Annotated in this window: 23 protein-coding genes and 1 pseudogene; 20 read left to right on the top strand and 4 right to left on the bottom strand. The window is 70.0% G+C overall.

Annotated features, from left to right (window positions below):
- The first annotated feature begins 118 nt into the window (after window positions 1–118).
- The 8 genes from AAW13_RS13870 (at window position 119) to AAW13_RS13905 (ending at window position 10,164) form a co-directional block, all read left to right on the top strand.
- Window positions 119–916 carry an enhanced serine sensitivity protein SseB C-terminal domain-containing protein gene (locus tag AAW13_RS13870; RefSeq protein ID WP_046730692.1) on the top strand — a complete coding sequence of 266 codons (798 nt, stop codon included), beginning with the start codon at window positions 119–121 and terminating at the stop codon, window positions 914–916.
- A gap of 435 nt (window positions 917–1,351) precedes the next feature.
- Window positions 1,352–2,359, top strand: a complete 1,008-nt coding sequence (locus tag AAW13_RS13875; protein WP_046730691.1) for an ABC transporter permease — start codon at window positions 1,352–1,354, stop codon at window positions 2,357–2,359.
- Between the two features lie 71 nt (window positions 2,360–2,430).
- Window positions 2,431–4,230 carry an ABC transporter substrate-binding protein gene (locus tag AAW13_RS13880; RefSeq protein ID WP_046730690.1) on the top strand — a complete coding sequence of 600 codons (1,800 nt, stop codon included), beginning with the start codon at window positions 2,431–2,433 and terminating at the stop codon, window positions 4,228–4,230.
- A gap of 109 nt (window positions 4,231–4,339) precedes the next feature.
- On the top strand, window positions 4,340–5,338 hold the full coding sequence (locus AAW13_RS13885; protein WP_046730689.1) for an ABC transporter permease: 999 nt from the start codon (window positions 4,340–4,342) through the stop codon (window positions 5,336–5,338).
- A complete protein-coding gene (locus AAW13_RS13890; protein ID WP_046730688.1) occupies window positions 5,335–6,432 on the top strand; it encodes an ABC transporter ATP-binding protein in 1,098 nt (365 codons plus the stop codon). The genes AAW13_RS13885 and AAW13_RS13890 overlap by 4 nt, the downstream gene beginning before the upstream one ends.
- A 23-nt stretch (window positions 6,433–6,455) precedes the next feature.
- Window positions 6,456–7,856: an ABC transporter ATP-binding protein gene (locus AAW13_RS13895; protein ID WP_206306218.1), complete on the top strand. Its 1,401-nt coding sequence runs from the start codon at window positions 6,456–6,458 to the stop codon at window positions 7,854–7,856.
- A 209-nt stretch (window positions 7,857–8,065) separates the two neighbouring features.
- Window positions 8,066–9,457 (top strand): M1 family metallopeptidase, encoded by a 1,392-nt coding sequence (locus tag AAW13_RS13900; protein WP_071659542.1) that lies wholly within the window; start codon window positions 8,066–8,068, stop codon window positions 9,455–9,457.
- Between the two features lie 47 nt (window positions 9,458–9,504).
- The gene (locus tag AAW13_RS13905) at window positions 9,505–10,164 is read left to right on the top strand and encodes a trimeric intracellular cation channel family protein (protein ID WP_046726896.1); all 660 of its coding nucleotides are present in this window, start codon (window positions 9,505–9,507) and stop codon (window positions 10,162–10,164) included.
- Here the strand turns inward: AAW13_RS13905 and AAW13_RS13910 are convergent.
- Window positions 10,073–11,296 carry an alpha/beta hydrolase gene (locus AAW13_RS13910; protein ID WP_046726897.1) on the bottom strand — a complete coding sequence of 408 codons (1,224 nt, stop codon included), beginning with the start codon at window positions 11,294–11,296 and terminating at the stop codon, window positions 10,073–10,075. The two genes, AAW13_RS13905 and AAW13_RS13910, sit on opposite strands and share 92 nt — an antisense overlap.
- Window positions 11,297–11,460: 164 nt before the next feature.
- On the opposite strand from AAW13_RS13910, the gene AAW13_RS13915 reads away from it, so the two are divergent.
- Window positions 11,461–12,324 (top strand): thioesterase family protein, encoded by an 864-nt coding sequence (locus AAW13_RS13915; protein WP_046726898.1) that lies wholly within the window; start codon window positions 11,461–11,463, stop codon window positions 12,322–12,324.
- A gap of 194 nt (window positions 12,325–12,518) precedes the next feature.
- Window positions 12,519–12,899: a hypothetical protein gene (locus tag AAW13_RS13920; RefSeq protein ID WP_046726899.1), complete on the top strand. Its 381-nt coding sequence runs from the start codon at window positions 12,519–12,521 to the stop codon at window positions 12,897–12,899.
- Between the two features lie 150 nt (window positions 12,900–13,049).
- On the opposite strand, the gene AAW13_RS13925 is transcribed toward AAW13_RS13920, so the two are convergent.
- Window positions 13,050–13,679, bottom strand: coding sequence for a TetR family transcriptional regulator (locus tag AAW13_RS13925; RefSeq protein ID WP_046726900.1), 630 nt, complete (start codon window positions 13,677–13,679; stop codon window positions 13,050–13,052).
- A 121-nt stretch (window positions 13,680–13,800) separates the two neighbouring features.
- Between AAW13_RS13925 and AAW13_RS45925 the strand changes: the two genes are divergently transcribed.
- The 10 genes and pseudogenes from AAW13_RS45925 to AAW13_RS47765 all read left to right on the top strand — a co-directional run bounded on the left by AAW13_RS45925 (window position 13,801) and on the right by AAW13_RS47765 (window position 21,235).
- Window positions 13,801–13,968 (top strand): hypothetical protein, encoded by a 168-nt coding sequence (locus tag AAW13_RS45925; RefSeq protein ID WP_046726901.1) that lies wholly within the window; start codon window positions 13,801–13,803, stop codon window positions 13,966–13,968.
- A gap of 35 nt (window positions 13,969–14,003) precedes the next feature.
- Window positions 14,004–14,276: a hypothetical protein gene (locus AAW13_RS13930; protein ID WP_046726936.1), complete on the top strand. Its 273-nt coding sequence runs from the start codon at window positions 14,004–14,006 to the stop codon at window positions 14,274–14,276.
- Window positions 14,277–14,427: 151 nt separating this feature from the next.
- A complete protein-coding gene (locus tag AAW13_RS13935; protein ID WP_046726902.1) occupies window positions 14,428–15,591 on the top strand; it encodes a cysteine desulfurase family protein in 1,164 nt (387 codons plus the stop codon).
- A 210-nt stretch (window positions 15,592–15,801) separates the two neighbouring features.
- Complete coding sequence (locus AAW13_RS13940; protein WP_079178809.1) at window positions 15,802–16,662, top strand: intradiol ring-cleavage dioxygenase; 861 nt, start codon at window positions 15,802–15,804, stop codon at window positions 16,660–16,662.
- 104 nt (window positions 16,663–16,766) lie between these two features.
- Window positions 16,767–17,528: a hypothetical protein gene (locus AAW13_RS13945; protein ID WP_206306214.1), complete on the top strand. Its 762-nt coding sequence runs from the start codon at window positions 16,767–16,769 to the stop codon at window positions 17,526–17,528.
- A gap of 36 nt (window positions 17,529–17,564) precedes the next feature.
- Window positions 17,565–18,260 carry a carboxylesterase family protein gene (locus tag AAW13_RS13950; RefSeq protein WP_046726903.1) on the top strand — a complete coding sequence of 232 codons (696 nt, stop codon included), beginning with the start codon at window positions 17,565–17,567 and terminating at the stop codon, window positions 18,258–18,260.
- Between the two features lie 17 nt (window positions 18,261–18,277).
- Entirely contained in the window at window positions 18,278–18,775 is a 498-nt protein-coding gene (locus AAW13_RS13955; RefSeq protein WP_046726904.1) for a carboxymuconolactone decarboxylase family protein, read from the top strand.
- Between the two features lie 179 nt (window positions 18,776–18,954).
- Complete coding sequence (locus AAW13_RS13960) at window positions 18,955–19,695, top strand: GntR family transcriptional regulator (RefSeq protein WP_052768427.1); 741 nt, start codon at window positions 18,955–18,957, stop codon at window positions 19,693–19,695.
- Window positions 19,696–20,201: 506 nt separating this feature from the next.
- Window positions 20,202–20,708: pseudogene (locus AAW13_RS47760) on the top strand (formylglycine-generating enzyme family protein); the annotation flags it as partial.
- A gap of 323 nt (window positions 20,709–21,031) precedes the next feature.
- Window positions 21,032–21,235, top strand: a complete 204-nt coding sequence (locus tag AAW13_RS47765; RefSeq protein ID WP_420855463.1) for an SUMF1/EgtB/PvdO family nonheme iron enzyme — start codon at window positions 21,032–21,034, stop codon at window positions 21,233–21,235.
- A 262-nt stretch (window positions 21,236–21,497) separates the two neighbouring features.
- Here AAW13_RS47765 and AAW13_RS13980 read toward each other — a convergent pair whose 3' ends face one another.
- Both AAW13_RS13980 and AAW13_RS13985 read right to left on the bottom strand, forming a co-directional pair.
- Complete coding sequence (locus tag AAW13_RS13980) at window positions 21,498–23,111, bottom strand: multicopper oxidase family protein (protein WP_046726907.1); 1,614 nt, start codon at window positions 23,109–23,111, stop codon at window positions 21,498–21,500.
- 223 nt (window positions 23,112–23,334) lie between these two features.
- Window positions 23,335–23,997 carry an N-acetylmuramoyl-L-alanine amidase gene (locus tag AAW13_RS13985; RefSeq protein WP_046726908.1) on the bottom strand — a complete coding sequence of 221 codons (663 nt, stop codon included), beginning with the start codon at window positions 23,995–23,997 and terminating at the stop codon, window positions 23,335–23,337.
- Between the last annotated feature and the right edge of the window lie 53 nt (window positions 23,998–24,050).

Consider the following 24,050-nt stretch of genomic DNA (forward strand, 5'->3'; position numbering starts at 1 on the left):
CCACCACGGAGCCGCACCCGCGCACGGACAATCGGCCCCCGCTCCCAGGGCGCTTAAGCTGTCTCCAAACGCGGGGCGGCCTCCACACGCGGGGCGACAGATGAAGGGGCGGTAACACGTGAGCGCCAGCGGCACCGCGGCGACCGGACAGGTCGAGCACATGCTGCGCCAGGTAACGCCCGGGCGCTACGACGCCTACGAGGCACTCCTCCGCGCCCTCGCCACGCCCGCCTCCGGCCAGATCTGGATGCTGCTCTGGCACGGCCAGTCCGGCTCCCCCGACGCCCAGTACGGGAACATGGAGGTCGACGGCCACGGCTACGCCCCCTGTGTGACCTCGGCCCAGGAACTGTCGGCGAGCGGCTGGAACCGGTCGTACGAGGTGGTCGACGGCGTCGACGTGGCCCGCACCCTCTACCCCGACCATTTCGGCCTCTGGCTCAACCCGCACGCCCCGGGCGGCGGCGTCGGCATCCCCTGGCTGGACCTGCGCCGCATCGCCACCGGCCTGGACCGGCAGCCGGCCGGCCCGCTGCGGCTGGCCGAACCGGCGATCGAGATCCCGCAGTTCTACGCCCTGCTGTCGCAGAACGCCCACCGCACGCCCGCGATCCGCTCCCTGCGCCGTGCCTGGGTGCAGCCGGCGCTCGGGGCGCCGTACCTCGCGATCGGCCTCGACGTGTACGACACCTCGCCGCCGGCCGTGGACTCGGTGCGGGCGATGATGCAGCAGTCGGTCGGGGCGGTACCGGACGGCCTGCCGGTGTCCACGGTGGCCATGACCGACGAGTACGACCCGGTCGTGATGTGGATGCGGGCGGCGGCCCGTCCGTTCTACGACCGCGAGGCCCACGCGGCGCTCCCCCCGGCCCCGGCGGGCGGCTACGGCTACCCGCCCGCGCCCGGCGGCTACTGACCGAGTCCGCTGCCGAGTCCGCTGCCGACCCTCAACTGGTGACCGCGGCACCGGTGTTCCGGGGCCGAATGCCCTCGATTGTCACGCCTGTGAGAGGGTGGCAACCGCTCAGGCCGATCAGGTCTGGACAAGTGCGCGGCGCAGCGTGATCCGGATCACGCCACTCTCGGGTGGATGTGGGGCTTTTGGGGGCTCGTGCGGCGGCTTGTCGTCTGTGTCCCCGTCCGACAGGCGTTACCCGCCGTTCGGATAACGAAACGCCTTGCTCGTATCACGGTTGCGCATCCATTCACCGCCAACTCTGGCAACCAGTCGCCAGAGCGTTGAAGACTCGCGCTCCATGGGGTGTTCAACCCTGCCCAGGTGAGAGTGATCATGCCGCTACCAGCGGCAAGTGCAAGCCGGCCACCGCCGGTTGAGAGGGGTCCCTGCCAGATGACGGCACCATTGCACGAGCCGACCGCGGAAGCGGCTCCGAGTGCGGCCGAGGAAGCGGCGGCTGCCACCGCCGGCGAGAAGGCCGTGCAGGGGCGTTCCCTGGGCCGGATCGCCTGGGAGCGCCTGAAGAAGGACAGGCTCGCCCTGACCGGCGGCATCGTCGTGCTCCTGCTCATCGTGATCGCCCTGCTCGCGCCAGTGATCACCCATCTGCTCGGCCAGGACCCGGACTCCTTCAACGAGAGCCTGATCGACCCTCTGTTCGGTACTCCGAAGGGGGCGTTGGGCGGCATCAGCGGCGACCACCTGCTGGGCGTCGAGCCCGTCAACGGCCGCGACATCCTCGCCCGCATCCTCTACGGTGCCCGCGTCTCGCTCCTGGTGGGCTTCCTCTCCGCCGTCGTCGCGGTCGTCCTCGGTACCGTGCTGGGCATCCTGGCGGGCTTCTTCGGCGGCTGGGTGGACTCGCTCATCAGCCGTGTGATGGACGGCCTGCTCGCCTTCCCGCAGCTCCTCTTCACGATCGCCCTGGTCTCGGTGATGCCGAACAACATGCTGGGCCTCTCCGGCTCCAACGTGCGCGTCTTCGTGATGATCCTGGTCATCGGCTTCTTCGGCTGGCCCTACATCGGACGTGTGGTGCGCGGCCAGACGCTCTCGATGCGCGAGCGCGAGTACGTCGAGGCCGCTCGTTCGCTGGGCGCCGGACGCTTCTACATCCTGTTCAAGGAACTGCTGCCGAACCTGGTCGCGCCGATCATCGTCTACACCACGATGATGATCCCCACGAACATCCTGACCGAGGCGGCGCTCAGCTTCCTGGGCGTGGGCGTCAAGCCGCCCACCTCGTCCTGGGGGCAGATGCTCTCGAGTGCGATCGACTACTACGACTCCGACCCCATGTACATGGTGGTCCCGGGTGTGGCGATCTTCATCACCGTCCTCGCGTTCAACCTTTTCGGCGACGGCGTGCGTGACGCGCTGGACCCGAAGGCGTCCCGCTGAACCAGCCGTACCCAAAAGCGTCCCGTGGCACCAACACGGGGTCTCTCATCTAATCCGGAGGATCCGAGATCGTGACTACCCAACGCACCTCAGGGCGGCGTAAGCAGGCGCTTGCCGCCGCTGCTGCGGTCGCCGCACTGCTGACCACGGCGGCGTGCGGCGGCGGAGGCAGCGACGACAACAACGGTTCGAAGTCCGGCGCCGCCGGCTTCGACGCCGCGAACAACAAGGTCGCCCAGGCCTCGCTGGTCAAGAAGGGTGGCACGCTGCGTTTCGGCGGTGCCCAGGACGCGGACTCGTGGGACACCACGCGTGGCTACTACGGCTTCATGTGGAACTTCGCGCGCTACTACAGCCGTCAGCTGGTCACGGGCAAGACGGAGCCGGGCAAGGCCGGCGCCGAGCTCACCCCGGACCTCGCCACCGGTCTCGCGAAGGTCACGGACGGCGGCAAGACCTACACGTACACCCTGCGTGACGGCATCACGTGGGAGGACGGCAAGCCGATCACGTCCCAGGACGTCAAGTACGGCATCGAGCGCGTCTGGGCGCAGGACGTGCTGTCCGGCGGTCCGACCTACCTGAAGGACTTCCTGGACCCGAAGGGCGAGTACAAGGGCCCCTACAAGGACACGTCCAAGGACAAGCTCGGTCTGAAGTCGATCGACACCCCGAACGACAAGACGATCGTCTTCCACCTGCCGAAGGCCAACTCGGACTTCGAGGACGTGCTGGCCCTGGTCTCGGCCTCGCCGGTCCGCCAGGACAAGGACACCAAGTCCAAGTACGGCCTGCACCCGTTCTCCTCCGGCCCGTACAAGTTCGAGTCGTACAGCCCCGGCAAGAGCCTGACGCTGGTCCGCAACACCGAGTGGAAGCAGTCCTCGGACCCGGTCCGCAAGGCCTACCCGGACAAGATCACCGTTCAGTTCTTCTCGGACGCCAACCAGCTGGACCAGCGTCTGCTCAACGGTGACCTGGACCTGGACATCAACCAGACCGGCATGTCCCCGCAGGGCCGCACCACCGCCCTGAAGGAGCACAAGGCCAACCTGGACAACCCGGTCTCCGGCTACATCCGCTACGCGGTCTTCCCGCAGAGCGTGAAGCCGTTCGACAACGTCGAGTGCCGCAAGGCCGTCATCCTCGGTGCCGACCACGTGTCGCTCCAGACCGCCCGTGGTGGCCCGATCGCCGGTGGTGACATCGGCACCAACATGCTCCCGCCGTCCGTCCCGGGCGCCGAGGGCCAGAAGTACGACCCGTACGGCATCTCCGGTGCCAACAAGAACGGCAACGTCGACGAGGCCAAGAAGGCCCTGAAGGCGTGCGGCAAGCCGAACGGCTTCTCCACCACCATCGCGGTCCGCAACAACAAGCCGGTCGAGGTGGCCACCGCCCAGTCGCTCCAGGCGTCGCTGAAGAAGATCGGCATCAACGCCCAGATCGACCAGTACGACGGTTCGCAGACCACCGGCATCATCGGCAGCCCCTCGAACGTCCAGAAGAAGGGCTACGGCATCATCATCATGGGCTGGGGCCCCGACTTCCCGACCGTCCAGGGCTTCGGTCTGCCGCTGTGGGACAGCAAGTACATCGCGCAGAGCGGTAACAACAACTACGCCCTGATCAAGGACAAGACGATCGACGGTCTCTTCGACCAGTACGTCACCACCCTCGACGCGGCGGGCAAGACCAAGATCTCGACCGAGATCAACCACAAGGTCATGGAGGGCGCGTACTACCTGCCCTTCACCTTCGAGAAGTTCATCAACTGGCGGTCGGACAACCTCGCGAACGTCTACACGACGGACAACTACAGCGGTACGTACGACTTCGTCAACCTCGGCCTGAAGAACCCTAAGAAGTAAACCGGCACACCCGCCGTACGGCACGAAAGGCAGGTGAAGGCCGGCGCGGCGTGGTCGTGGGCCACCGGAAGACCTCCGGTGGCCCGCGGCCCGCAGCGGGCCGTTAGCTGTGCTCGCTTACCTCATCAGGCGGCTGTTCGCCGCCGCAGTGATGCTGGTGGTCATCGTCATGGTGGTCTTCGGCATCTTCTTCCTCGTCCCCAAGTGGGCGGGCGTGGACATCGCCTCGAGCTTCGTGGGCAAGCAGGCCGACCCGGCTGCCGTCGAGGCCGTACGGCAGAAGCTGGGCCTGAGCGACCCGATCTACTCCCAGGTCTGGCAGTTCTTCAAGGGCATCTTCGTCGGCCGCACCTACTCGGGCGGCGGCGACGTCACCCACTGCGCCGCGCCCTGCTTCGGCTACTCCTTCCGCAGCGAGCAGGCCGTCTGGCCGGTGCTCACCGACCGCTTCCCGGTGACCCTGGGTCTCGCGCTCGGTGCCGCCGTCCTGTGGCTGGTCTTCGGTGTCGCGGCCGGTGTGCTCTCCGCGCTCAAGCGGGGCACCATCTGGGACCGTGGCGCGATGGTCGTCGCCCTGGCGGGTGTCTCCCTCCCCATCTACTTCACCGGTCTGCTCAGCCTGGCGATCTTCGCCTTCGGCCTGAAGTGGATCGACGCGCAGTACGTGCCTCTCAGCCAGAGCGTCGGCGGCTGGTTCGGCGGCATGATCCTGCCCTGGATCACCCTCGCGTTCCTCTACGCGGCGATGTACGCCCGGATCACCCGCGCCACCATGCTGGAGATCCTCGGTGAGGACTACATCCGCACGGCGCGCGCCAAGGGCCTCAAGGAGCAGGTCGTCATCGGCAAGCACGCCATGCGCTCCACGATGACCCCGATCCTCACCATGCTCGGCATGGACCTCGGCGCCCTCATCGGCGGCGCCATCCTGACGGAGTCGACGTTCAACCTGCCCGGCCTCGGCCGCGCGGTGCTCGACGCCATCCGGAACCAGGACCTGCCCATCATCCTGGGCGTCACCCTGATCACTTCTCTCGCGGTGCTGATCGCCAACCTCGTGGTGGACATCCTGTACGCCGTGATCGACCCCCGAGTGAGGCTCTCATGACGGAACTGAGCAAGAGCGGAGCGGCCGTGGGCGAACCCACGAGCAGCTCGCCCGCTCCGACGTCCTTCCTGGAAGTGCGCGACCTGAAGGTGCACTTCCCGACCGACGACGGCCTGGTCAAGTCCGTCGACGGGCTCTCCTTCAAGCTGGAGAAGGGCAAGACCCTCGGCATCGTCGGCGAGTCCGGCTCCGGCAAGTCGGTGACCTCGCTCGGCATCATGGGCCTGCACACCGCCGGGCAGTACGGCAAGCGCAAGGCCCAGATCTCCGGCGAGATCTGGCTGGACGGCACCGAGCTGCTCAGCAGCCCGCCGGACGAGGTGCGCAAGCTCCGTGGCCGGCAGATGTCCATGATCTTCCAGGACCCGCTGTCGGCGCTGCACCCGTACTACACGATCGGCCAGCAGATCGTGGAGGCGTACCGCATCCACCACGACGTCGACAAGAAGACCGCCAGGCGGCGCGCGGTCGAGATGCTCGACCGGGTGGGCATCCCCCAGCCGGACAAGCGGGTCGACAACTACCCGCACGAGTTCTCCGGCGGTATGCGCCAGCGCGCGATGATCGCGATGTCGCTGGTCAACAACCCCGAACTGCTCATCGCGGACGAGCCGACGACCGCCCTGGACGTGACCGTCCAGGCGCAGATCCTCGACCTGATCCGGGACCTCCAGAAGGAGTTCGGCTCCGCGGTCATCGTCATCACCCACGACCTGGGCGTCGTCGCCGAACTCGCCGACGACATCCTGGTGATGTACGGCGGGCGGTGCGTGGAGCGCGGCCCGGCCGAGAAGGTGTTCTACGAGCCCCGCCACCCCTACACCTGGGGTCTGCTCGGCTCGATGCCGCGCCTCGACCGCGAGCAGCAGGAGCGCCTGATCCCGGTCAAGGGCTCCCCGCCCTCGCTGATCAACATCCCGTCCGGCTGCGCCTTCAACCCGCGCTGCCCGTACGCGGACGTCCCCAAGGACAACGTCACCCGCACGGTCCGTCCGGAGCTGACCGAGGTCGGCAGCCGGCACTGGGCCGCATGCCACATGACCCAGGAGCAGCGGGAGCGTATCTGGACCGAAGAGATTGCGCCGAAGCTGTGAGCGAGAACCCCAAGGACACCGCGGTGACCATTCCCGCGCAGAGCGACGGCACCGCCTCCGCCGGGGGCGTCGCCCCGGGGGAGACCCTGCTCCGGGTGACCGGCCTCCAGAAGCACTTCCCGATCAAGAAGGGCCTGCTCCAGCGGCAGGTCGGCGCCGTGCACGCGGTCGACGGGCTGGACTTCGAGGTACGGTCCGGCGAGACGCTCGGCGTCGTGGGCGAGTCCGGCTGCGGCAAGTCGACGATGGGCCGGCTGATCACGCGGCTGCTCGAACCGACCAGCGGCAAGATCGAGTTCGAGGGCAAGGACGTCACGCACCTCGGGGTCAGCGGGATGCGTCCGCTGCGCCGCGACGTGCAGATGATCTTCCAGGACCCGTACTCCTCGCTGAACCCGCGGCACACCATCGGCACCATCGTCGGAGCGCCCTTCAAGCTCCAGGGCGTGACGCCGGAGGGCGGGATCAAGAAGGAGGTGCAGCGGCTGCTCTCGGTGGTGGGCCTCAACCCCGAGCACTACAACCGCTACCCGCACGAGTTCTCCGGCGGCCAGCGCCAGCGCATCGGCATCGCCCGCGCGCTCGCGCTGAAGCCGAAGCTGGTCGTGGCCGACGAGCCGGTCTCCGCGCTCGACGTGTCGATCCAGGCGCAGGTCGTGAACCTCATGGACGACCTCCAGGAGGAGCTGGGCCTCACCTATGTGATCATCGCCCACGACCTCTCGGTCGTCCGTCACGTGTCGGACCGGATCGCGGTGATGTACCTCGGCAAGATCGTCGAGCTCGCCGACCGCAACTCGCTGTACTCGACGCCGATGCACCCGTACACCAAGGCCCTGATGTCGGCGGTGCCGATCCCGGACCCGAAGCGGCGCGGCCAGAAGAGCGAGCGCATCCTGCTCCGCGGTGACGTCCCCTCGCCGATCTCGCCGCCCTCCGGCTGCCGCTTCCACACGCGGTGCTGGAAGGCGACGGAGATCTGCAAGACGACCGAGCCGCCGCTGCTCGAACTCCGCCCGGGTCAGCAGGTGGCCTGCCACCACCCGGAGAACTTCGCCGACCAGGCGCCGCAGGACACCGTCCTGCTGACCGCGGCGAAGGAGGCCACGGAGCTGCTGGGCGAGGCGGTCCTGGAGGAGTCGGCGGAGACGTCGGCCGCGGTGGCCGCGGCGGCGGAGGAGATCGCCGAGGCGGAACACGCCTCCGAGCCGGCGCCCTCCGAGCCGGAGACGGCCGAGCCCGCGGCCTCCGAGACGGAGACCGTGCAGCCGGAGACGGCCGAGCCGGAGACGGCCGAGCCCGCGGCCTCCGAGACGGAGACCGTGCAGCCGGAGACGGCCGAGCCGGAGACCGCTGAGGCGGAGGGTGCGGACGCCGGGTCCGCGGCCGGGGCCGCGGAACCGGAAACCCGCGACGAGAAGTAGGCGGAGCGTCCCCGTGAACGCCCCGGCGACCCCATCGGGTCGCCGGGGCGTTCACGTGTCGTCCGGACCACCGGACCGGGACGTCGTTTCAGGAGTCAGTCGAAGGGTGACTCATGACACGACTAGGTAAAGCCATGTACATGTCGTAACCGTGGCGTGCAGAGTCGTCCGTGTCCGTCCACTGACCGGCACGCTCGAAAGGGACGACCATGCGCCTCTCCCGTTCGGCACGTCTGGCGGCTGTCGCGACCGCGGCAGCCGCCTCCTTCGTCATCGCCGCCGCCCCCGCCCCCACCCCGGGCGCCGACGGCATCGGCGACCCCTACTTCCCGCAGCTCGGCAACGGCGGTTTCGACGCCCGCCACTACGGCCTCGACATCGCCTACGCCCCCGACACCGGCCGCCTGGACGGCCGTACGACGATCACCGCGCGCGCCACCCAGAACCTCTCCTCCTTCGACCTCGACCTCCAGAAACTGGACGTCACCCGGATCGAAGTGGACGGCAGACGCGCCGAGTTCACGCGCAGCGGCGACGAGATCACCGTCACCCCGCGGAACGCCCTCGCCAAGGGCCGGGAGTTCACCGTCGCCGTCACCTACGGCGGAACACCCGTGCCCCTCAACGGACCCATCGTCTTCGGCTCCGACTACGGCTGGATGAAGACCCCCGACGGTGTCTTCGTCGCCTGCGAGCCCAACGCGGCCTCCACCTGGTTCCCGTCCAGCGACCACCCCTCCGACAAGGCGACCTACGACATCCGGGTCAAGGCGCCCAAGGGTCTGACCGCGGTCTCCAACGGCCGGCTCGTCTCGGCGTACGACAAGGGCGACTCGACGTACACCCACTGGCGCGAGAGCAAGCCGATGGCGACCTACCTCGCCACCGCCACCATCGGGAAGTTCGACGTGCGGACCGGGAAGACCCCCTCCGGCATACCGGTCTACGTGGCCATCGACCCGACCCTCGCGAACAGCAACAGCGTCGACGTGTACGCCGTCACCGCGGCCGCCACCGACTACTGGGCCTCGCTCTTCGGCCCGTACCCCTTCGAGGAGACCGGCGCGATCGTCGACGACATGCCCCAGGCGGGGTTCTCGCTGGAGGTGCAGAGCAAGCCGGCCTACTCGGCGGTGCGCAACGAGTCCACGATCGTGCACGAGCTGGCCCACCAGTGGTTCGGCGACTCGGTGAGCGTGGCGCAGTGGAAGGACATCTGGCTCAACGAGGGCTTCGCCACCTACGCCCAGTGGCTGTGGGCCGAGCACCAGGGCACCAAATCGGCCCACGACTCGTTCCTGACCGCCTACAACGCCCGAGCCGCCGACAACCCCTTCTGGGGGATCACCGTCGCCGACCCGCAGCGCGACACCATGTTCGCCTCGGCCGTCTACCAGCGCGGTGCCATGACCCTCCAGATGCTGCGCGAACGGATCGGCGACACCGCCTTCTTCCGCCTCCTGCCCGCCTGGACGAAGCTGCACCGCTACGGCAACGCCGACACCGCCGACTTCATCCGGCTCGCGGAGAAGATCTCCGGACAGCAGCTGGACGACCTGTTCCAGACCTGGCTGTTCACCACGGGCAAGCCGGCCCTGTAGGCCTGGCTTTGTAAGGTGCATGCACCCTGGCGGTCCACAATGTCAGGGTGCAGCTCCAGCAACTCTTCTCCCCGTCCGTCCAGCACACCCTCGACGTCATCGGCATCTTCGTCTTCGCGATCTCCGGCGCCCTGCTGGCCGTCCGCAAGAACTTCGACGTCTTCGGCATCGCGGTGATGGCCGAGGTCACCGCGCTGGGCGGCGGGATCTTCCGGGACGTGATCATCGGGGCGGTGCCCCCGGCCGCCTTCACGGACCTGGGGTACTTCCTCACCCCGCTCATCGCCGCCCTGGTGGTCTTCTTCCTGCATCCGCACGTCGAGCGGACGCAGTCGGCGGTCCTGGTGTTCGACGCGGCCGGCCTCGGTCTGTTCGCCGTCAGCGGCACGACGAAGGCGTACTCCTACGGCCTGAACCTCACCGCCTCCGCGGCCCTGGGCCTGGCCACCGCGGTCGGCGGCGGCGTGCTCAGGGACGTCCTCGCCAACGAGGTCCCCTCGCTGCTGCGCTGGGACCGCGACCTGTACGCGGTCCCAGCGATCGTCGGGGCGACGACGGTGGTGCTGTGCATCCATTACGACGCGCTGACCCCGGTCACCAGCGGGCTCGCGGTCGTCACCGCTTTCGTACTGCGCCTGCTCGCGATGCGGTACCACTGGCGAGCGCCGCGTGCGTGGAACCGGCGCTCGACGGTTCGGGAGGAGTAGTGGAGCGGCCTCTGACGTGGCTCTGGCCCATGTTCACCGTCAGCCACTCGAACACGGTCGTCACCTGGGGGCGCCACAGCGCCATGTTGTGGCCGCCGTCGCTGCGCGGCAGGTACACCACGTGCACGGTGGTCGGTGCCTTGGCGATCTGTTCGAGCGCCACCCCGGCCTGGTAGCCGTCACCGGACTCGCCGGAGAGGTAGAGGGCGATCCGGGGCGGGCTGACCGCCTTCCTCAGCAGCAGGTAGGGGTTGTTCTGCTCGCGCAGGGTCAGGCTCTGCGCGGCGAGCGAGTTGCGTTCGCCGATCGGGTCGTTGTAACCGGACAGGCTGACCGCGGCCCGGTAGCGGTCCGGGTGGGCGACGGCCAGCTTGACCGCGCAGTGCGCGCCGGCCGAGTAGCCGGCGGTGGCCCAGTTCGCCGGGGCGGCGGCGGCCCGGAAGTTGTCGGTCACCATCTTCGGGACGTCGATGCTCAGCCAGCTGTCGGCGTTGACCGTGCCCGGGATGTTGGCGCAGCCGGTGTCGACGCCGGCCAGCAGGTTGGTGCGCGGCGCGACCAGGATGAAGGGCGCCACCCGGCCGCTTCTCATCAGCGGCGCCAGCTGCTGGGTCACCTTCATCGAGCCGAACCAGGCCTTCGCCGAGCCGGGGTAGCCCGGCAGCAGCTCCACGACCGGGAACCTGTGGTTCCGGTACTCCGGCTCGCCGTACTGGGGCGGCAGCCACACGTAGACCTCGGCGTTCACCCCGGAGATCCGGCCCTTGAGCTGGGTGACCCGCACCCCGCGCATGCCCGGTCCGCCGGCCGCGGTGAAGGACTGCCTCACCTTGGGCAGCGTTTTCAGCGCTATGCCGCCGGTACCGTCCCGGCCGAGGTTCGCGGCCTGCTGGACGTGGTTGCCGGTGCCGAGGAGGTCGGCCCAGTTGTCGTACAGGTTGTTCTGGTTGTTGACCAGTACGAAGATCAGGGTCACCGCCGTGGCCTGGGCGAACAGCAGCATCAGGACCCGGGCCGCGGTACGCACGGCCTGGGGTCCCCGCATCCTCGACCACAGGAAGAGCGGCAGTATGAGGGCGACCACCGACAGGACGATGGTCGTGTAGAGGAACGGAGTCCCGGTGAGGCTCATGTCCCCATAGAGGGGAGTTCCGGGGCCCGGGTTACGGACGTGTCCGGACACTTACCTAGAAATTGCCGGAACCTCACTCGGGCGACGGATCCCTTACCGATGGGTCACCGCCGCGTCGCCCACAAAAGCTACCGCTTAGTAATCACCTCTTGTACTGTTCAGGCATGCCAGAAGCAGCAACCATGCGGGCCCTGATCGGCGACAGCGAGTTCGACCGCGACACCGCGGTCACCCGGCGTGCCCCGGGTGTCTACGACATCGACCTCTCGGCCGGCTGGACCATCATCAGCGCCGTCAACGGCGGCTATCTGCTGGCCGTGCTCGGCCGGGCCCTCGCGGACGCGCTGCCGCACCCGGACCCGTTCACCGTCTCCGCGCACTACCTGACCGCCTCCCAGCCGGGCCCGGCCGTGATCCGCACGGACACCGTGCGCGCCGGCCGCACCCTCTCCACCGGCCAGGCCTCCCTCTTCCAGTACGACGACGAGGGCAACGAGGTGGAACGCATCCGCGTCCTCGCCTCCTACGGCGACCTCGACGCCCTCCCCGACGACGTCCGTACGACCGCCGTCCCACCCGTCATCCCGCCCATGGACCAGTGCTTCGGCCCCGAGGACGGGCCCGCGCCGGTGGACGGCAGCTCCGCCATCACCGACCGGCTGATGCTCAAGCTGGACCCGTCGACCCTGGGCTGGGCCCTCGGCGCGCCCTCCGGCAAGGGGGAGATGCGCTCCTGGTTCGGCCTCGCGGACGGCCGTGACCCGGACCCGCTCTCGCTCCTCCTCGCGGTCGACGCGCTGCCGCCCACCGCCTTCGAGATCGGCCTCACGGGCTGGGTCCCCACGGTCGAACTCACCGTCCACGTCCGGCACCGGCCGGCGCCGGGGCCGCTCCGGGTCTCCATCACCACCCGCAACCTGGCCGGCGGCTTCCTGGAGGAGGACGCCGAGGTCTGGGACAGCGCGGACCGACTCGTCGCCCAGTCCCGGCAGTTGGCCCGGGTCCGGCTGGGCTCCGGCCTCGGCTGACGCACGGTTCTGTCACGGGCCTGTACCAGCGAGTAGACCGCCGCCGCCGGTGAACGCGCAGGTCAACGCGGCGACTTGGGCAGCGCTTTACCCGAATCACAGGCCGGGGACAGTGCGGGCCCAAGTTCGCCCTAAGCGCCGTTGGTTGAGTGCCACGCCTCAGGACTCCCTCATCCTTTACGGAGTTGGCTCTCATGAAGCGTGTACGTCTCGTCCCCGCGGTCGCCCTGCTCGCCGTGTCTCCGCTGCTGCTGACCGCGTGCGGTTCGGGCGACTCGTCGTCCTCCTCCGGCAGCGGCAACTCCGGCCAGTCGCAGTCCTGTCAGCAGCCCTCGGGCATGCCGACCGGCAACGCGTCCGGCCGTCCCGGCGGCGCCGCCTCGGGTGCCCCCACCGGCACGGCCAAGCCGACCGGCGTCCCCAGCGGCATGCCGAGCGGCGGACCGGGCGGCGGCGGCCAGGGCGGTCCCGGCGGCGGTCAGGGCGGCGGCTGCGGCGGCCAGGGCGGCCCCGGCGGGGGTGGTGCGGCCCCCAGCGGCGCCCCGACCCAGCAGGCCCAGGCCACCAAGAGCTGACACCGGGCCAGTACGCCAGGCCCTGACACCGGGCCAGTACGCCAGGCCCTGACACCGGGCCCGTACGCCAGGCCCCTGGTCCGGGCCCGTACGCGGGGGCGGTGTGTCCGACGACCGGACACACCGCCCCCGCGCGTTGCCGGACGGCCCCTAGTCCAGCCAGTGCTGGCGGCCGAGGCTGATCAGCCTCATCTGGCGGGTGGCGATGTGGGCGACGCGCTGCCGGGCCGCCTCCGAGGGCTCCGGCGACTCCAGGGTCTCCAGGAACAGCGAGGCGGTGATGAGCATCTGGTCCACGTAGAGGTGGGCGAGCATCAGCAGATCCTCGTCGCTCCACCCCTCGGCCTCGGGGTCCTTGGCCAGCTCGGTCTTGACCTCCTCGGCGAACCGGGCCAGTTGCTCCCGGATCGCCTGCCGTACCGGCTGCACCCCGCCGTGCCGCTCCCGGGCGATGAACCGGACGTGCGCAGGATGCGCGGCCACGTGGTCGGCGATCAGCCGTACGGCCCGGGTGATGCGCTCCGCGCCGGGCGTGGCGACCGTCGTGCGGACCATGGGGTGCAGACTGCCCAGCGCCTCGTCGACCAGGGCGACACCGAGGTCGGCGGTGGAGCGGAAATGCCGGTAGAAGGCGGTCGGGGCGACTCCGACGGCCCGGGTGACCTCCCGCAGGCCCAGGCTGCTCAGGCTCTGCTCCTCCAGCAGTCCGAGCGCCGCGTCCAGGAAGGCCTGGCGGGTCTTCTGCTTCTGGGCCTGTCGGATGCCGACGGTGTGACTCATGTCATCCAGTTAACAACTGTTCTCCGGAATTGAAAAGCCGTCGGGGTTGCTAGACTCGAAGTCAGTGAACAACTGTTACTACAACCGTTCACCCAAATTTAACGGAGGGGGATCGAAACCCATGCTGTTCCTCGTCGCCGCACTCATGCTGCTCGGCGTGGTGCTGGGCACCGTGGCCCACGCGCCGCTCGACGTCACCGCGGCCCTGGCCGCCGTCATCGCCGTCTGGCTGGCCGTCTTCGCGGTCCGCGAGCGCATCGCCCGCCACCGTCGCACCTCGGCCAACTGACCCACCGTCCCCGCTCGCCGGAGGAGCCGACCATGATGCAACTCACCGCCCCCCGCACCGCCCGCCCCCAGTCCCGCACCCGCGACGCCGACGGCATGGCCGTGGCGTCCTTCATCCTCGGCCTGCTCGGCCTCCTGGTCCTGAACCTGTTCCTGGGCCCGATCGCGATCGCCCTGGCGGCCGTGTCCCTGTGGCGCGGCACCGAGCGCAGGGGCCGCGCGTACCTGGGCCTGTTCCTGGGCGTGGCCGACCTCGTGGTCCTCGGCGTCGCGATGGCGGTCTCGAACACGATCTCCTGGAGCCTCTGAACGGGATCTCGAAACCCCGTTCAGGGCGACGCCCCGTGAGGGGCGCGGGGAACCGCGCGACCAGCCACACGCGACCGGCACACGCAATCGGTCATGGACCCCTACGGCGCTGGGCGACCCGGACCCCGCCCCCCGTAGAATCGACCCCACCATGGCCTACCTCGACCACGCAGCCACGACCCCGATGCTCCCGGAAGCGGCCACCGCCCTGGCGGCAGCGCTCCGTGTCACCGGCAACGCGTCCGCCCTGCACGCCTCCGGCCGCCGGGCCCGCCGCACGGTCGAGGAATCCCGGGAGACCCTGGCCGACGCGCTCGGCGCCCGACCCAGCGAGGTCGTGCTCACCTCCGGCGGCACCGAGGCCGACAACCTCGCGGTCAAGGGCCTGTACTGGTCCCGCCGGGACGCCGACCCCGCCCGTACCCGCATCCTGTCCAGCCCCGTCGAACACCACGCGGTCCTGGACGCGGTCGACTGGCTCGGCGAACACGAGGGCGCGACGGTCGAGTACCTTCCCGTCGACGCCCACGGCCGGGTCCACCCCGAGGCGCTGCGCGAGGCGATCGCCCGCAATCCCGACGACGTGGCCCTCGCCACCGTCATGTGGGCCAACAACGAGATCGGCACCATCTTTCCGGTCCGTGAACTCGCCGACGTGGCGGGCGAGTTCGGCGTCCCCCTGCACGCCGACGCGGTCCAGGCGTTCGGTCAGGTCCCGGTCGACTTCGCCGCCTCCGGCCTCGCCGCGATGACCGTCTCCGGCCACAAGGTCGGCGGCCCGTACGGCATCGGCGCCCTGCTGCTCGGCCGTGAGTACAGCCCCGTACCGGTGCTGCACGGCGGCGGCCAGGAGCGGCACGTCCGCTCCGGCACCCTCGACGTGCCGGCGATCGCCTCCTTCGCGGTGGCCGGGCGTCTCGCCGCCCACCGCCAGCAGCGGTTCGCCGCTGAGATCGGTGCCCTGCGCGACCGGCTGGTCGACGCGGTGCGCACGGCCGTACCGGACGCGATCCTCGGTGGCGACCCGGTGGACCGGCTCCCGGCCAACGCCCACTTCACCTTCCCCGGCTGCGAGGGCGACTCGCTGCTCCTGCTGCTCGACGCGCAGGGCATCGAGTGCTCGACGGGGTCCGCCTGCACGGCCGGGGTCGCCCAGCCGAGCCATGTCCTGCTGGCCACCGGGACCGACCCGGACCTGGCCCGGGGCACCCTGCGCTTCTCGCTCGGCCACACCTCCACGCAGGCCGACGTCGACGCGGTGGCCAAGGCGATCGGACCGGCGGTGGAGCGGGCGCGGGCCGCCGGGCTGTCGTGAACCGCCTCTCTGCCGAGCCGGGCCGAAGCCCCGCCGGAGCCTTCCGGCGGGGCTGTCGTCTGTCGCGTCCGTGACGTTCGCGCCGCTTGCGCGACACGCGGAATTGACACCGACTCCGTTCCGAAGAGGCTCAGTTGAGGAGTTCTTCCCCAGCGTTCTCACAGTGCGTGGCCATGGCCCACCTCAGGTCGTTCCTTAAGTTCTCCAGACATGACAGACAACGCCGCTGCCTCCGGGCAGACCCCCGAGCCCCTTTCCTCCGACGACTCCGCCGCCCAGGCGACCGGCCGCCACCGCATGGACAACACCATGAAGAGGCGCCGGGTGCTGATCGGTGGCGCCACCATCGCCGCGGCGGGCGGGCTGATGGCCGCCGGCCTCGCCTCCGCCGACACCACCACCTCGGAGGCCGACTCCGACGCCTCCACCACCGTCACCTCCGACGCCTCCGCGGGCGTCTGCTCTCTCACCGCCGAGGTCACCGAGGGCCCCTACTCGCTCACGGGCGCGCTGGTGCGCGAGGACGTCCGCGAGGACAAGGAGGGTGTCGAGGTCCAGTACACCTTCACCGTCGTCGACGAGGCCAACGACTGTGCCCCGCTGGAGAACGCGCTGGTCGAGATCTGGCACTGCGACGCGCTGGGCGAGTACTCCGGTTTCGTCGGCAAGAACGGCCACACCGAGACGGACGACGGCACCTTCCTGCGCGGCGGTCAGCTGACCGACGCCGACGGGCAGGTGAGTCTCATCTCGATCTGGCCGGGCCACTACGTGTCCCGTGCGGTCCACGTCCACATGCGGGTGCACACCGACGTGACGCTGACCGACGACTCGTACACCGGCGGCTCGATCATCCACACCGGTCAGCTGTTCTTCGACGCGGACATCAACACCGAGGTCCAGGCGACCTCGCCGTACTCCGACAACACCACGAAGGAGACCGCGCTCGCCGACGACACGATCTACGACGACGGCGGTGCCTCCTCGGGTCTGCTGACCCTGACCGCACTGGGTGACAGCGTCTCCGACGGGTACAAGGCGACGCTCACCGTGGGTGTCAGCACCTCCTGAGGCCGACGGGCCCGGAGCTCCTGACACCGCCGGCCCGGTGACCCCACCCGTCACGGGTCACCGGGCCGGTCCCGCTCACCTCCGCCGAACTCGACGACCTCCCGGTGCGGTCGACCACCGTCGACGCGGGTCGCTTCATGGTCCTGTGGTACGCGGCGGGCTCGGTCGCCATCGACGGCGGCACCCAGGTCGACACCGGCGAGACCACCTTCATGTGCAAGGCGGTCGCGGGCACCGTCACCGTGGACGGCTCCGACGGCGCCACGATCAACTCCGGCAACGGCGTCATCTTCCAGCTCATGGACACCGACCGCCCGAGCAGCGTCACCGTGTCCGGCCACCCCTGGTCGAGCGAGACGACCGGCACGTACACCGAGCCGACCGGTTCACCCACCAGGTCCTCCAGTTGGGTGACCACGTCCTCCCAGTCCACCGACGCGAAGGGCACCTTCACCGACATCGCCCTCACCGGCGACTTCTACAACTCGGTGTGGGGCGGCGGCAACGCGAGTCTCCAGGGCCAGAACCTCAGCCTCTCCTTCACCCGCACCACCGTCGAGGGCGTCATCTCTGCGAGCACCGCCAAGCACGGCGTCTCCACCATCACGAAGGCCGAGTACCGCGAGATCAGCGAGGTCACCAACACCCCGAGCGCGGTGGTCAACAACGGCGTGCTGGTGACGCTGGGCGCCGGCGCCACCTGGACGGTGACCGCGACGTCGTACCTGAGCGCCCTGACCCTGGCGTCCACGGCCTCCGTGGAGGCCCCGAGCGGCAGGACGGTCACCCTCACGGTCGACGGCACGGCTACGACCATCACCCCGGGACGGAGCTACACGGGCGCCCTGACCCTGACGGTGTCGTAAAAAGACAGACGGAAGAGAACCGGCCCCCGGGGATGGATGCGAACCGAATCCCGGGGGCCGGAGCTTGTCCGGAGGGGCCTCGGGCCGGTCGTCGACGGCAGGGTCCTCACCGAACCCAGCGACGACGTCTTCGGTGCCGGGCGCCAGCACGCCGTCCCCCTGCTCGTCGGCACCAACGACGACGAGGGCTCGGTGTACGCCACGCTGGACGTCCTCAGACGACTGCCCGTCGCGCCCGGCGCGGACGACGTGTACCCGCTGCGGGACGCCGGCGAAGCCCGCCTGACAGCACGGCGGTTCACCGGGGACAGCCGGTTCGGCTACCCGGTGTGGCACTGGGCGCGCACCCATGCGCCGGCCGCGCCCACCTGGATGTACCGGTTCACTCGGACCCCGCCGCTGCCCCCCGGCCTCGCCGTCGCCCCGCCCCGCGACGGCCTCCCCGGCTACGGCGTCCACCACACCGCCGAACTGCCCTACGTGCTGGACACGTTGACGGCCCGCGCCTGGCCCTGGACGGAGGCCGACCGGGAGCTGGCCCGCACCATGGCCGACACCTGGGCCCGCTTCGTCACCGACCACGACCCGGGCGGCGGCGCGCTGCCCCCCTGGCCGGAGTTCACGGGCGAGAAGGTGATGGTGTTCGGTGCCGACGGCGTCGGGATCGGCACCGTCGAGCGGCTGGACGCCCTGCGCCTGCTGGACCGGTTGCCGCGCCCCCTGCCCGACTGAACGGAAGGAACAACCCCGTGGCACGACTCCCCGAGACCGAAGGCAGCGGCGAGATCGCCGACCGCGTCCGCGCCCGGCGCGGCGGCAGCCTGCGCCCGCTCGACCGGATGCTGCTGCACAGCCCGTCGGTCGCGGACGGCTGGAACAGCCTGCTCGGCGCCGTGCGAGGGCGGATGTCGCTGCCCGCGCACCTCCGTGAGTTGGTCATCCTGCGGATCGCGGTCCTCAACCGGGCGCCGTACGAATGGCAGGCGCACGAGCCGGACGCCCGGCGGGCCGGGCTCGGCGACGTGGAGCTGGCCGAAGTCCGCAAGGAGAGACCCGAGTTCGACGGACGCACGGCCCGGGTCGTGGCCTACGCCGACGCGATGACCCGCGAGGTCCGCGTCCCCGACGAGCTGTTCGACGCGCTGCGCGCGGACTTCGACGAGACGGAACTGGTGGAGCTGACGGCGACCGTCGCGGTCTACAACATGGTGTCCCGCTTCCTGGTCGCCCTGGAGGTCGGGCACTAGCGGTGCCGGCGGCTCTCCCGGGCGGTGCGTCTCCCGGAAACCGATCCGCTGTCGACAGACGCGGACAACGCGCCACCTGGCCGGGATGATGAGCGGTGTCGAAGTGCGATAGTGTCGACACCGTTGTGTCCGCTGTGTACCCGGAACCGGGCCCGGACACGGATCAGGGAGGTCGCCGGATGGCCGATCAGGACACGCATGTCGTGCTGGCCCGTCTGCTGCGGCTGCGCGACCGGCGGGAGCCGCTGGTCGCGCAGATCGCCGAGTGGGTGGGCGCCGGGATCATCGAGGGCCGGCTGGCGGCCGGCCAGGACCTCAACAGCGTCGACCTGTCACGGCGGTTCGACACCAGCCGCACCCCCGTGCGCGAGGCCCTGATGGTTCTCGAACAGGAGGGCCTGGTCGAGATGAAGGCCCGCCGCAGGCCCCGGGTCGCCGCGCCGTCCCTCCAGGACATCCGGGACATCTACCAGGTCCGCCGCCGGCTCCTGTCGATGCTCGCCGCCCTGCTGGTCGAACGGGCCACCGACGACGAGATCGCCGAACTGCGCGGCCGGGTCGAGAAGATGCGCGGACTCGCCGACGAGGGCGACGTGGACGCGTACTTCTGGGGGCACGTGCAGCTCCAGGAGCGGATGACCGAGATCGTCGGCAACGCCACCCTCAAGCAGATCCTCGACTCCCTGGCGCTGCGCACCCTTATGCTCCGCCACCTCAGCCTGACCCGCCCCGGCCGGCTCGCCTACAGCGTGGACGACCAGGAGCGGCTGATGCAGGCCTGCGAGGAGCGGGACGGCGAACTGGCGTCCGCGCTGATCGCGGGGGCGACGGTGCGGGCGCTGCGCTCGGTGGAGGAGCAGATCCAGGAGCAGGAGGCCGGCCGCAAGCCGTCACGCCGACGGCGCACCCCGCCGACGTGACGACCCGCGGGTCCCGTACACCCGTGGCCCGCCGGCCGGGCGCGTGGGCCCGTTCGCCGCTCGCTTCGCCGGCACCCCGCCGTCCATCGGGAGGTTCCCGGGTGACCCACGCGGACCCGCCGGACGCCGGGTGGACCGAGGCGGAGTCGGCGAGGGAGGGCGTTGTCCGGGCCGGGGGTCGGTCATGGCGTGCTCCTCATCGCGTGAAGCTCCTCGCTAAGTATCTAGTGTCGACAGTAAGGTGCGGTCAAGGGGTATCGGGTCATTCACAGCGCAAGGTGTCGACACTGTGCCCTTCTTCGGGCAGACCGCGGGCTCAACGGGAACGGCCGCGCAACCCGCGCCGAACCCGTGCTCGCGCGTCCAGAGAAGTCACAGGCCGGCAAGGGCCACGGCAAAGGCGCGCACTTTACGTTCCGTTGAACAGCCGGTCACGCGGTGCGCTGCCCCCCCTGAACGCCGCGTGGCCGGCCTCCCCAGCCATCGAGTCGACGGAGGGCCGCCCCATGACCGTCGTACCACCGCACCGACAGCCGCTCAGCAGAAGGAAGTTGCTCGGGATCGCCGGCGCGGGAGCCACCGTGTCGCTGATCGGCGCGGCTCCGGCCGCCGCGGCGGACCCGGTCACCGTCGCCGGACAGACCCTGGTGTCCGCCCCCGCGGACCCGGACTTCGTGTTCACGGCCGACCTGTCCGACACCACCGGCGCCGGCGAGGCCGCGCCGATCGGGTCGCCTTACTGGCTGGGCGCCTACCAGGTCAGCAACGCCCAGTACGCGGCCTTCCTCGGCACGGACGCGGGCACCGGGCACACCGTGCCGTCCTACTGGGACGACGGGACGGTCCCGGCCGGCAAGGAACAACACCCGGTCCTGACGGTCGCGTTGGCGGACGCCGAGGGGTTCTGCGACTGGCTCACCGGACAGGCCGCCGGCTGGACCTTCCGGCTGCCGACCGAGGCCGAGTGGGAGAGCGCCGCCCGCGGCCCCGGCTCCTACGCCTACCCCTGGGGGCCCGCGGCCGGCACCACCTACACGGACTCCGTGCTCACCAGCAGGTACAACTACAACGCGGTCTGCGCCGCCCACTACCTGGCGGACCACGGATCCACCGAAGCCACCTACGACGAGCCGGAGTCCACCCGGTACGGGGAGAGCGAGCCGATCTCCGAGATCCTCACCGTCTCCGCGACCGGCGGGGTGACCGGCTGGATCCACCACGACACCTGGACCGGGTTCGTCTACACCGACGTCTTCGACGCGCTGATGGCGACCGGCGGCCTCACCTCGCCGTGGGCGCGTACCCGGACGGCGTCAGCGGGTACGGCGCCCACGACATGGCGGGCAACTGCTTCGAATGGACCTCCAGCGTCGTCACCGCCACCAACGGCGAGGAGGCCGGCCAGGACGTCAACGCCGTACGCGGCGGCTCCTGGTACGCGACCCTCCGCAGCTGCACCACCCACTACCGCGGCGAGGGACGCGACGGCAGCGGCGGCTATCCGACGGTGGGCCTCCGGGTCGCCGCCGACCGGAGCTGAGCGATGCGGTCCCCGTGAGCGGTCAAGTCCGTCGAGACGAGAGGCAGTACCGCGTGACCCGGCACATCGGCACGGACGGCCGGGCCGACATGTTCCGGGAGGGCCGCCGGTGACCGGAACCCCACGAACGGCTGCCGCCGGCACTTCCACTGCCGGCGGCAGCCTGCCCGAGAGGCCCGCGGGACGACCGTCCGCCCGTGACCTGACCGCACGTGACCTGACCGCCCGTGACCTGGCTGTTCGTGACCTGGCTGGCCGTGACCTAGCTGTCCGTGACCATGAGGGACGCCATCATGCCCTCGTCCTCGTGCTGTAGGAGATGACAGTGCAGCATGTACATGTACGTGTCGTCGGAGAAGTCGGTGAACTCCATGGCGATCTTGATCGAGCCGCCGCCGACCACCTCGTAGGTGTCGTACCAGCCGAGTTCGACGCCGGTGGGATCCTCGCCGTTGATGGACACCAGCTGGTACGGCACGTCGTGCAGATGGAACGAGTGCTCCAGCTGCGTGGAGTTGGTGATCGTCCAGATCTCCTTGGACCCGACGGTCGTGCTGATCATGGCCATCGAGCTCATGCTGGTGCCCGCCGAACCGTTGATCAGCATCGTCGTGCCGGACTGGCCGAGGGTGATGGTCCGCGCGGTGAAGTCGCTGGTGTCGTACCGGTCGATGGTCCTGAGCGAGCTGGGCAGGTCGTCCGGGGTGTCCGAGCCGCTCGCGGTGACGGCGAGGAAGTCGTACGTGCCGCTGCCGCCGCGCACCCAGCCGGTGGTGACGACCGCCTGGAGGGTGACGTCGTCCGAGAGGTCCATGACCATCTCGGCGCGGGCCCCCGCCACCAGCCGGATCTCCGTCACGTCGGCCGCCGACGCCAGGTAGCCCTGGTCGGTGGCGATCTGGGTCATCGTGCCGCCGTCGCTGCGCTGGATGGTGATGATGTCCGACGGCGAGGCGTTCAGCAGCCGGAACCGGGTCCGGGTCTTGGTCGCGGTGAAGGTGAGGGTCGTGTCGTCGACGTTGGTGCCGTTGACCAGCAGCGGGAAGCTGAGGCCGCTGCTGAGGTAGCCGCTCAGGTCGTACTTGATGTCACCGGAGCTGTCCACGGCCAGGCACTGGAAGATCAGCGGGATGTCGTCCGTGCCGTAGGTGCTGGGCAGTGCGGAGCTGGTGTCGTCGTCGGCCTCGACGATGATCATGCCGGCCAGGCCGTGCACCGCCTGCTTCGCCGTGGTGCCCAGCGCGTGCGGGTGGTACCAGAGCGTCATGGCGTCGTCCTTGACCGTGAAGGTCGGCGACCAGGTGTCCCCGTCGGAGAAGGCGACCTGCGGGCCGCCGTCCATCTTGGCGGGGACGTGCGCGCCGTGGAAGTGGACGGTGGTGTCCTCGCCCAGGCTGTTGGTGATGTTGAGGACGTTGGTGTTGCCCTGGGTCCACTTCATGGTCGGGCCGAGGAACGACTGGTTGTAGCCGGCGGTGGTGCTGGAGACCCCGCTGAGCACCTCGGCGGTGCCGGTCTTCGCCTCCAGGGTGAAGGTGGTGGTGCTGTCGGAGGTGGTGCCCTCCAGGAGGTCCGGGATCGACAGGGTGGCGGTGTTGGTCGCCGCCCCCGCCTTGTTGCCGTTCGCGTCGGTCAGCAGGGCGAAGGACGCGCCGCCCGCGGCGACGGCACCCAGACCGACGCCGGCCATGCCGCCGAGGAACTTCCGGCGGTGCACGCCCTTGCCGCGCTTGGCCGTCGCCGTCTTGGAGTGCTCGGCGTCCGTGACGCGCTCGGCCTTGGCGTGCTCCGAACCCTTGGCACGCCGTCGCCTGCCGCCGGTGACCTGCTCGTCGGTTCCGTCCGCCTCGAAGGCGGGATCTGTGGTGTGGGTCATGGCCCCGGATGTTTGACCTGGGGACTGTGTGAGATCTGAGGCGAAGTTAGGAGCGAACCCGGGGGACTGTGAGGTGGCCGTGGGCGCTGGTAATGCTGAACTCCCTTGAAAAAAAGTCGAGTTGATCAGGCGCAGCTAGCGCCCCGGGTGCGGGACGCAACGGACACAGGCGGCGCGCAGTACGACCACAGGATAACGATTGAGTCACAGGCGGAACCGGGCGTCAGGCCTGTCCGACCCGCCGCACGAGCCGCATGTAGCGATCCCAGTCCCAGTGCTCGCCCGGGTCGGTGTGGTCCGTCCCCGGGACCTCCACGTGCCCGATCACGTGCTCGCGGTCCAGGGCCATGCCGTACCGCCCGCATATCGCGGCCGTGAGCCGGGCCGAGGCCGCGTACATCGCGTCCGTGAAGTCCTGCGGACGGTCCACGAACCCCTCGTGCTCGATCCCGACGCTCCGCTCGTTGTACGACCGGTTGCCCGCGTGGAACGCCACGTCCAGCTCGCGGATCAGCTGGGTGATCCGCCCGTCCTTGCGCACGATGTAGTGCGCGGCCGCCCCGTGCGCCGGGTCCTGGAAGGCCTTCACCGCGCTCGCGTAACCGCCCTGGGTGACATGGATGACCACCCGGTCGACGCGATAGTCGTCAGGCCGGTCCGCGGTCCGGTAGTTCGCGGACGACGCGGCCACCCAGCGCGCACCCTTGAAGTCCACCGCGCCCGCCACCCGTGCCTTGCGCACCCCGGGCAGCCGCCAGTACAGCCGCGTCAGTTCGTCCCTGGTCAGCGCCGCCGTGCCGACGGCCGCCGCCGCTCCGCCCACCAGCAGCGCGCGCCGCCCGATCCGCCGGTCCCTGTCACCCGCCACTGTCCGATCCACCCCCATGTGCGCCCCATGTGCACCCCGTGTGATCTCCAACGGATACTCGCGGGCCCCGG

It is taken from the genome of Streptomyces humi (assembly GCF_001005085.2).
Lineage (GTDB): Bacteria > Actinomycetota > Actinomycetes > Streptomycetales > Streptomycetaceae > Streptomyces > Streptomyces humi.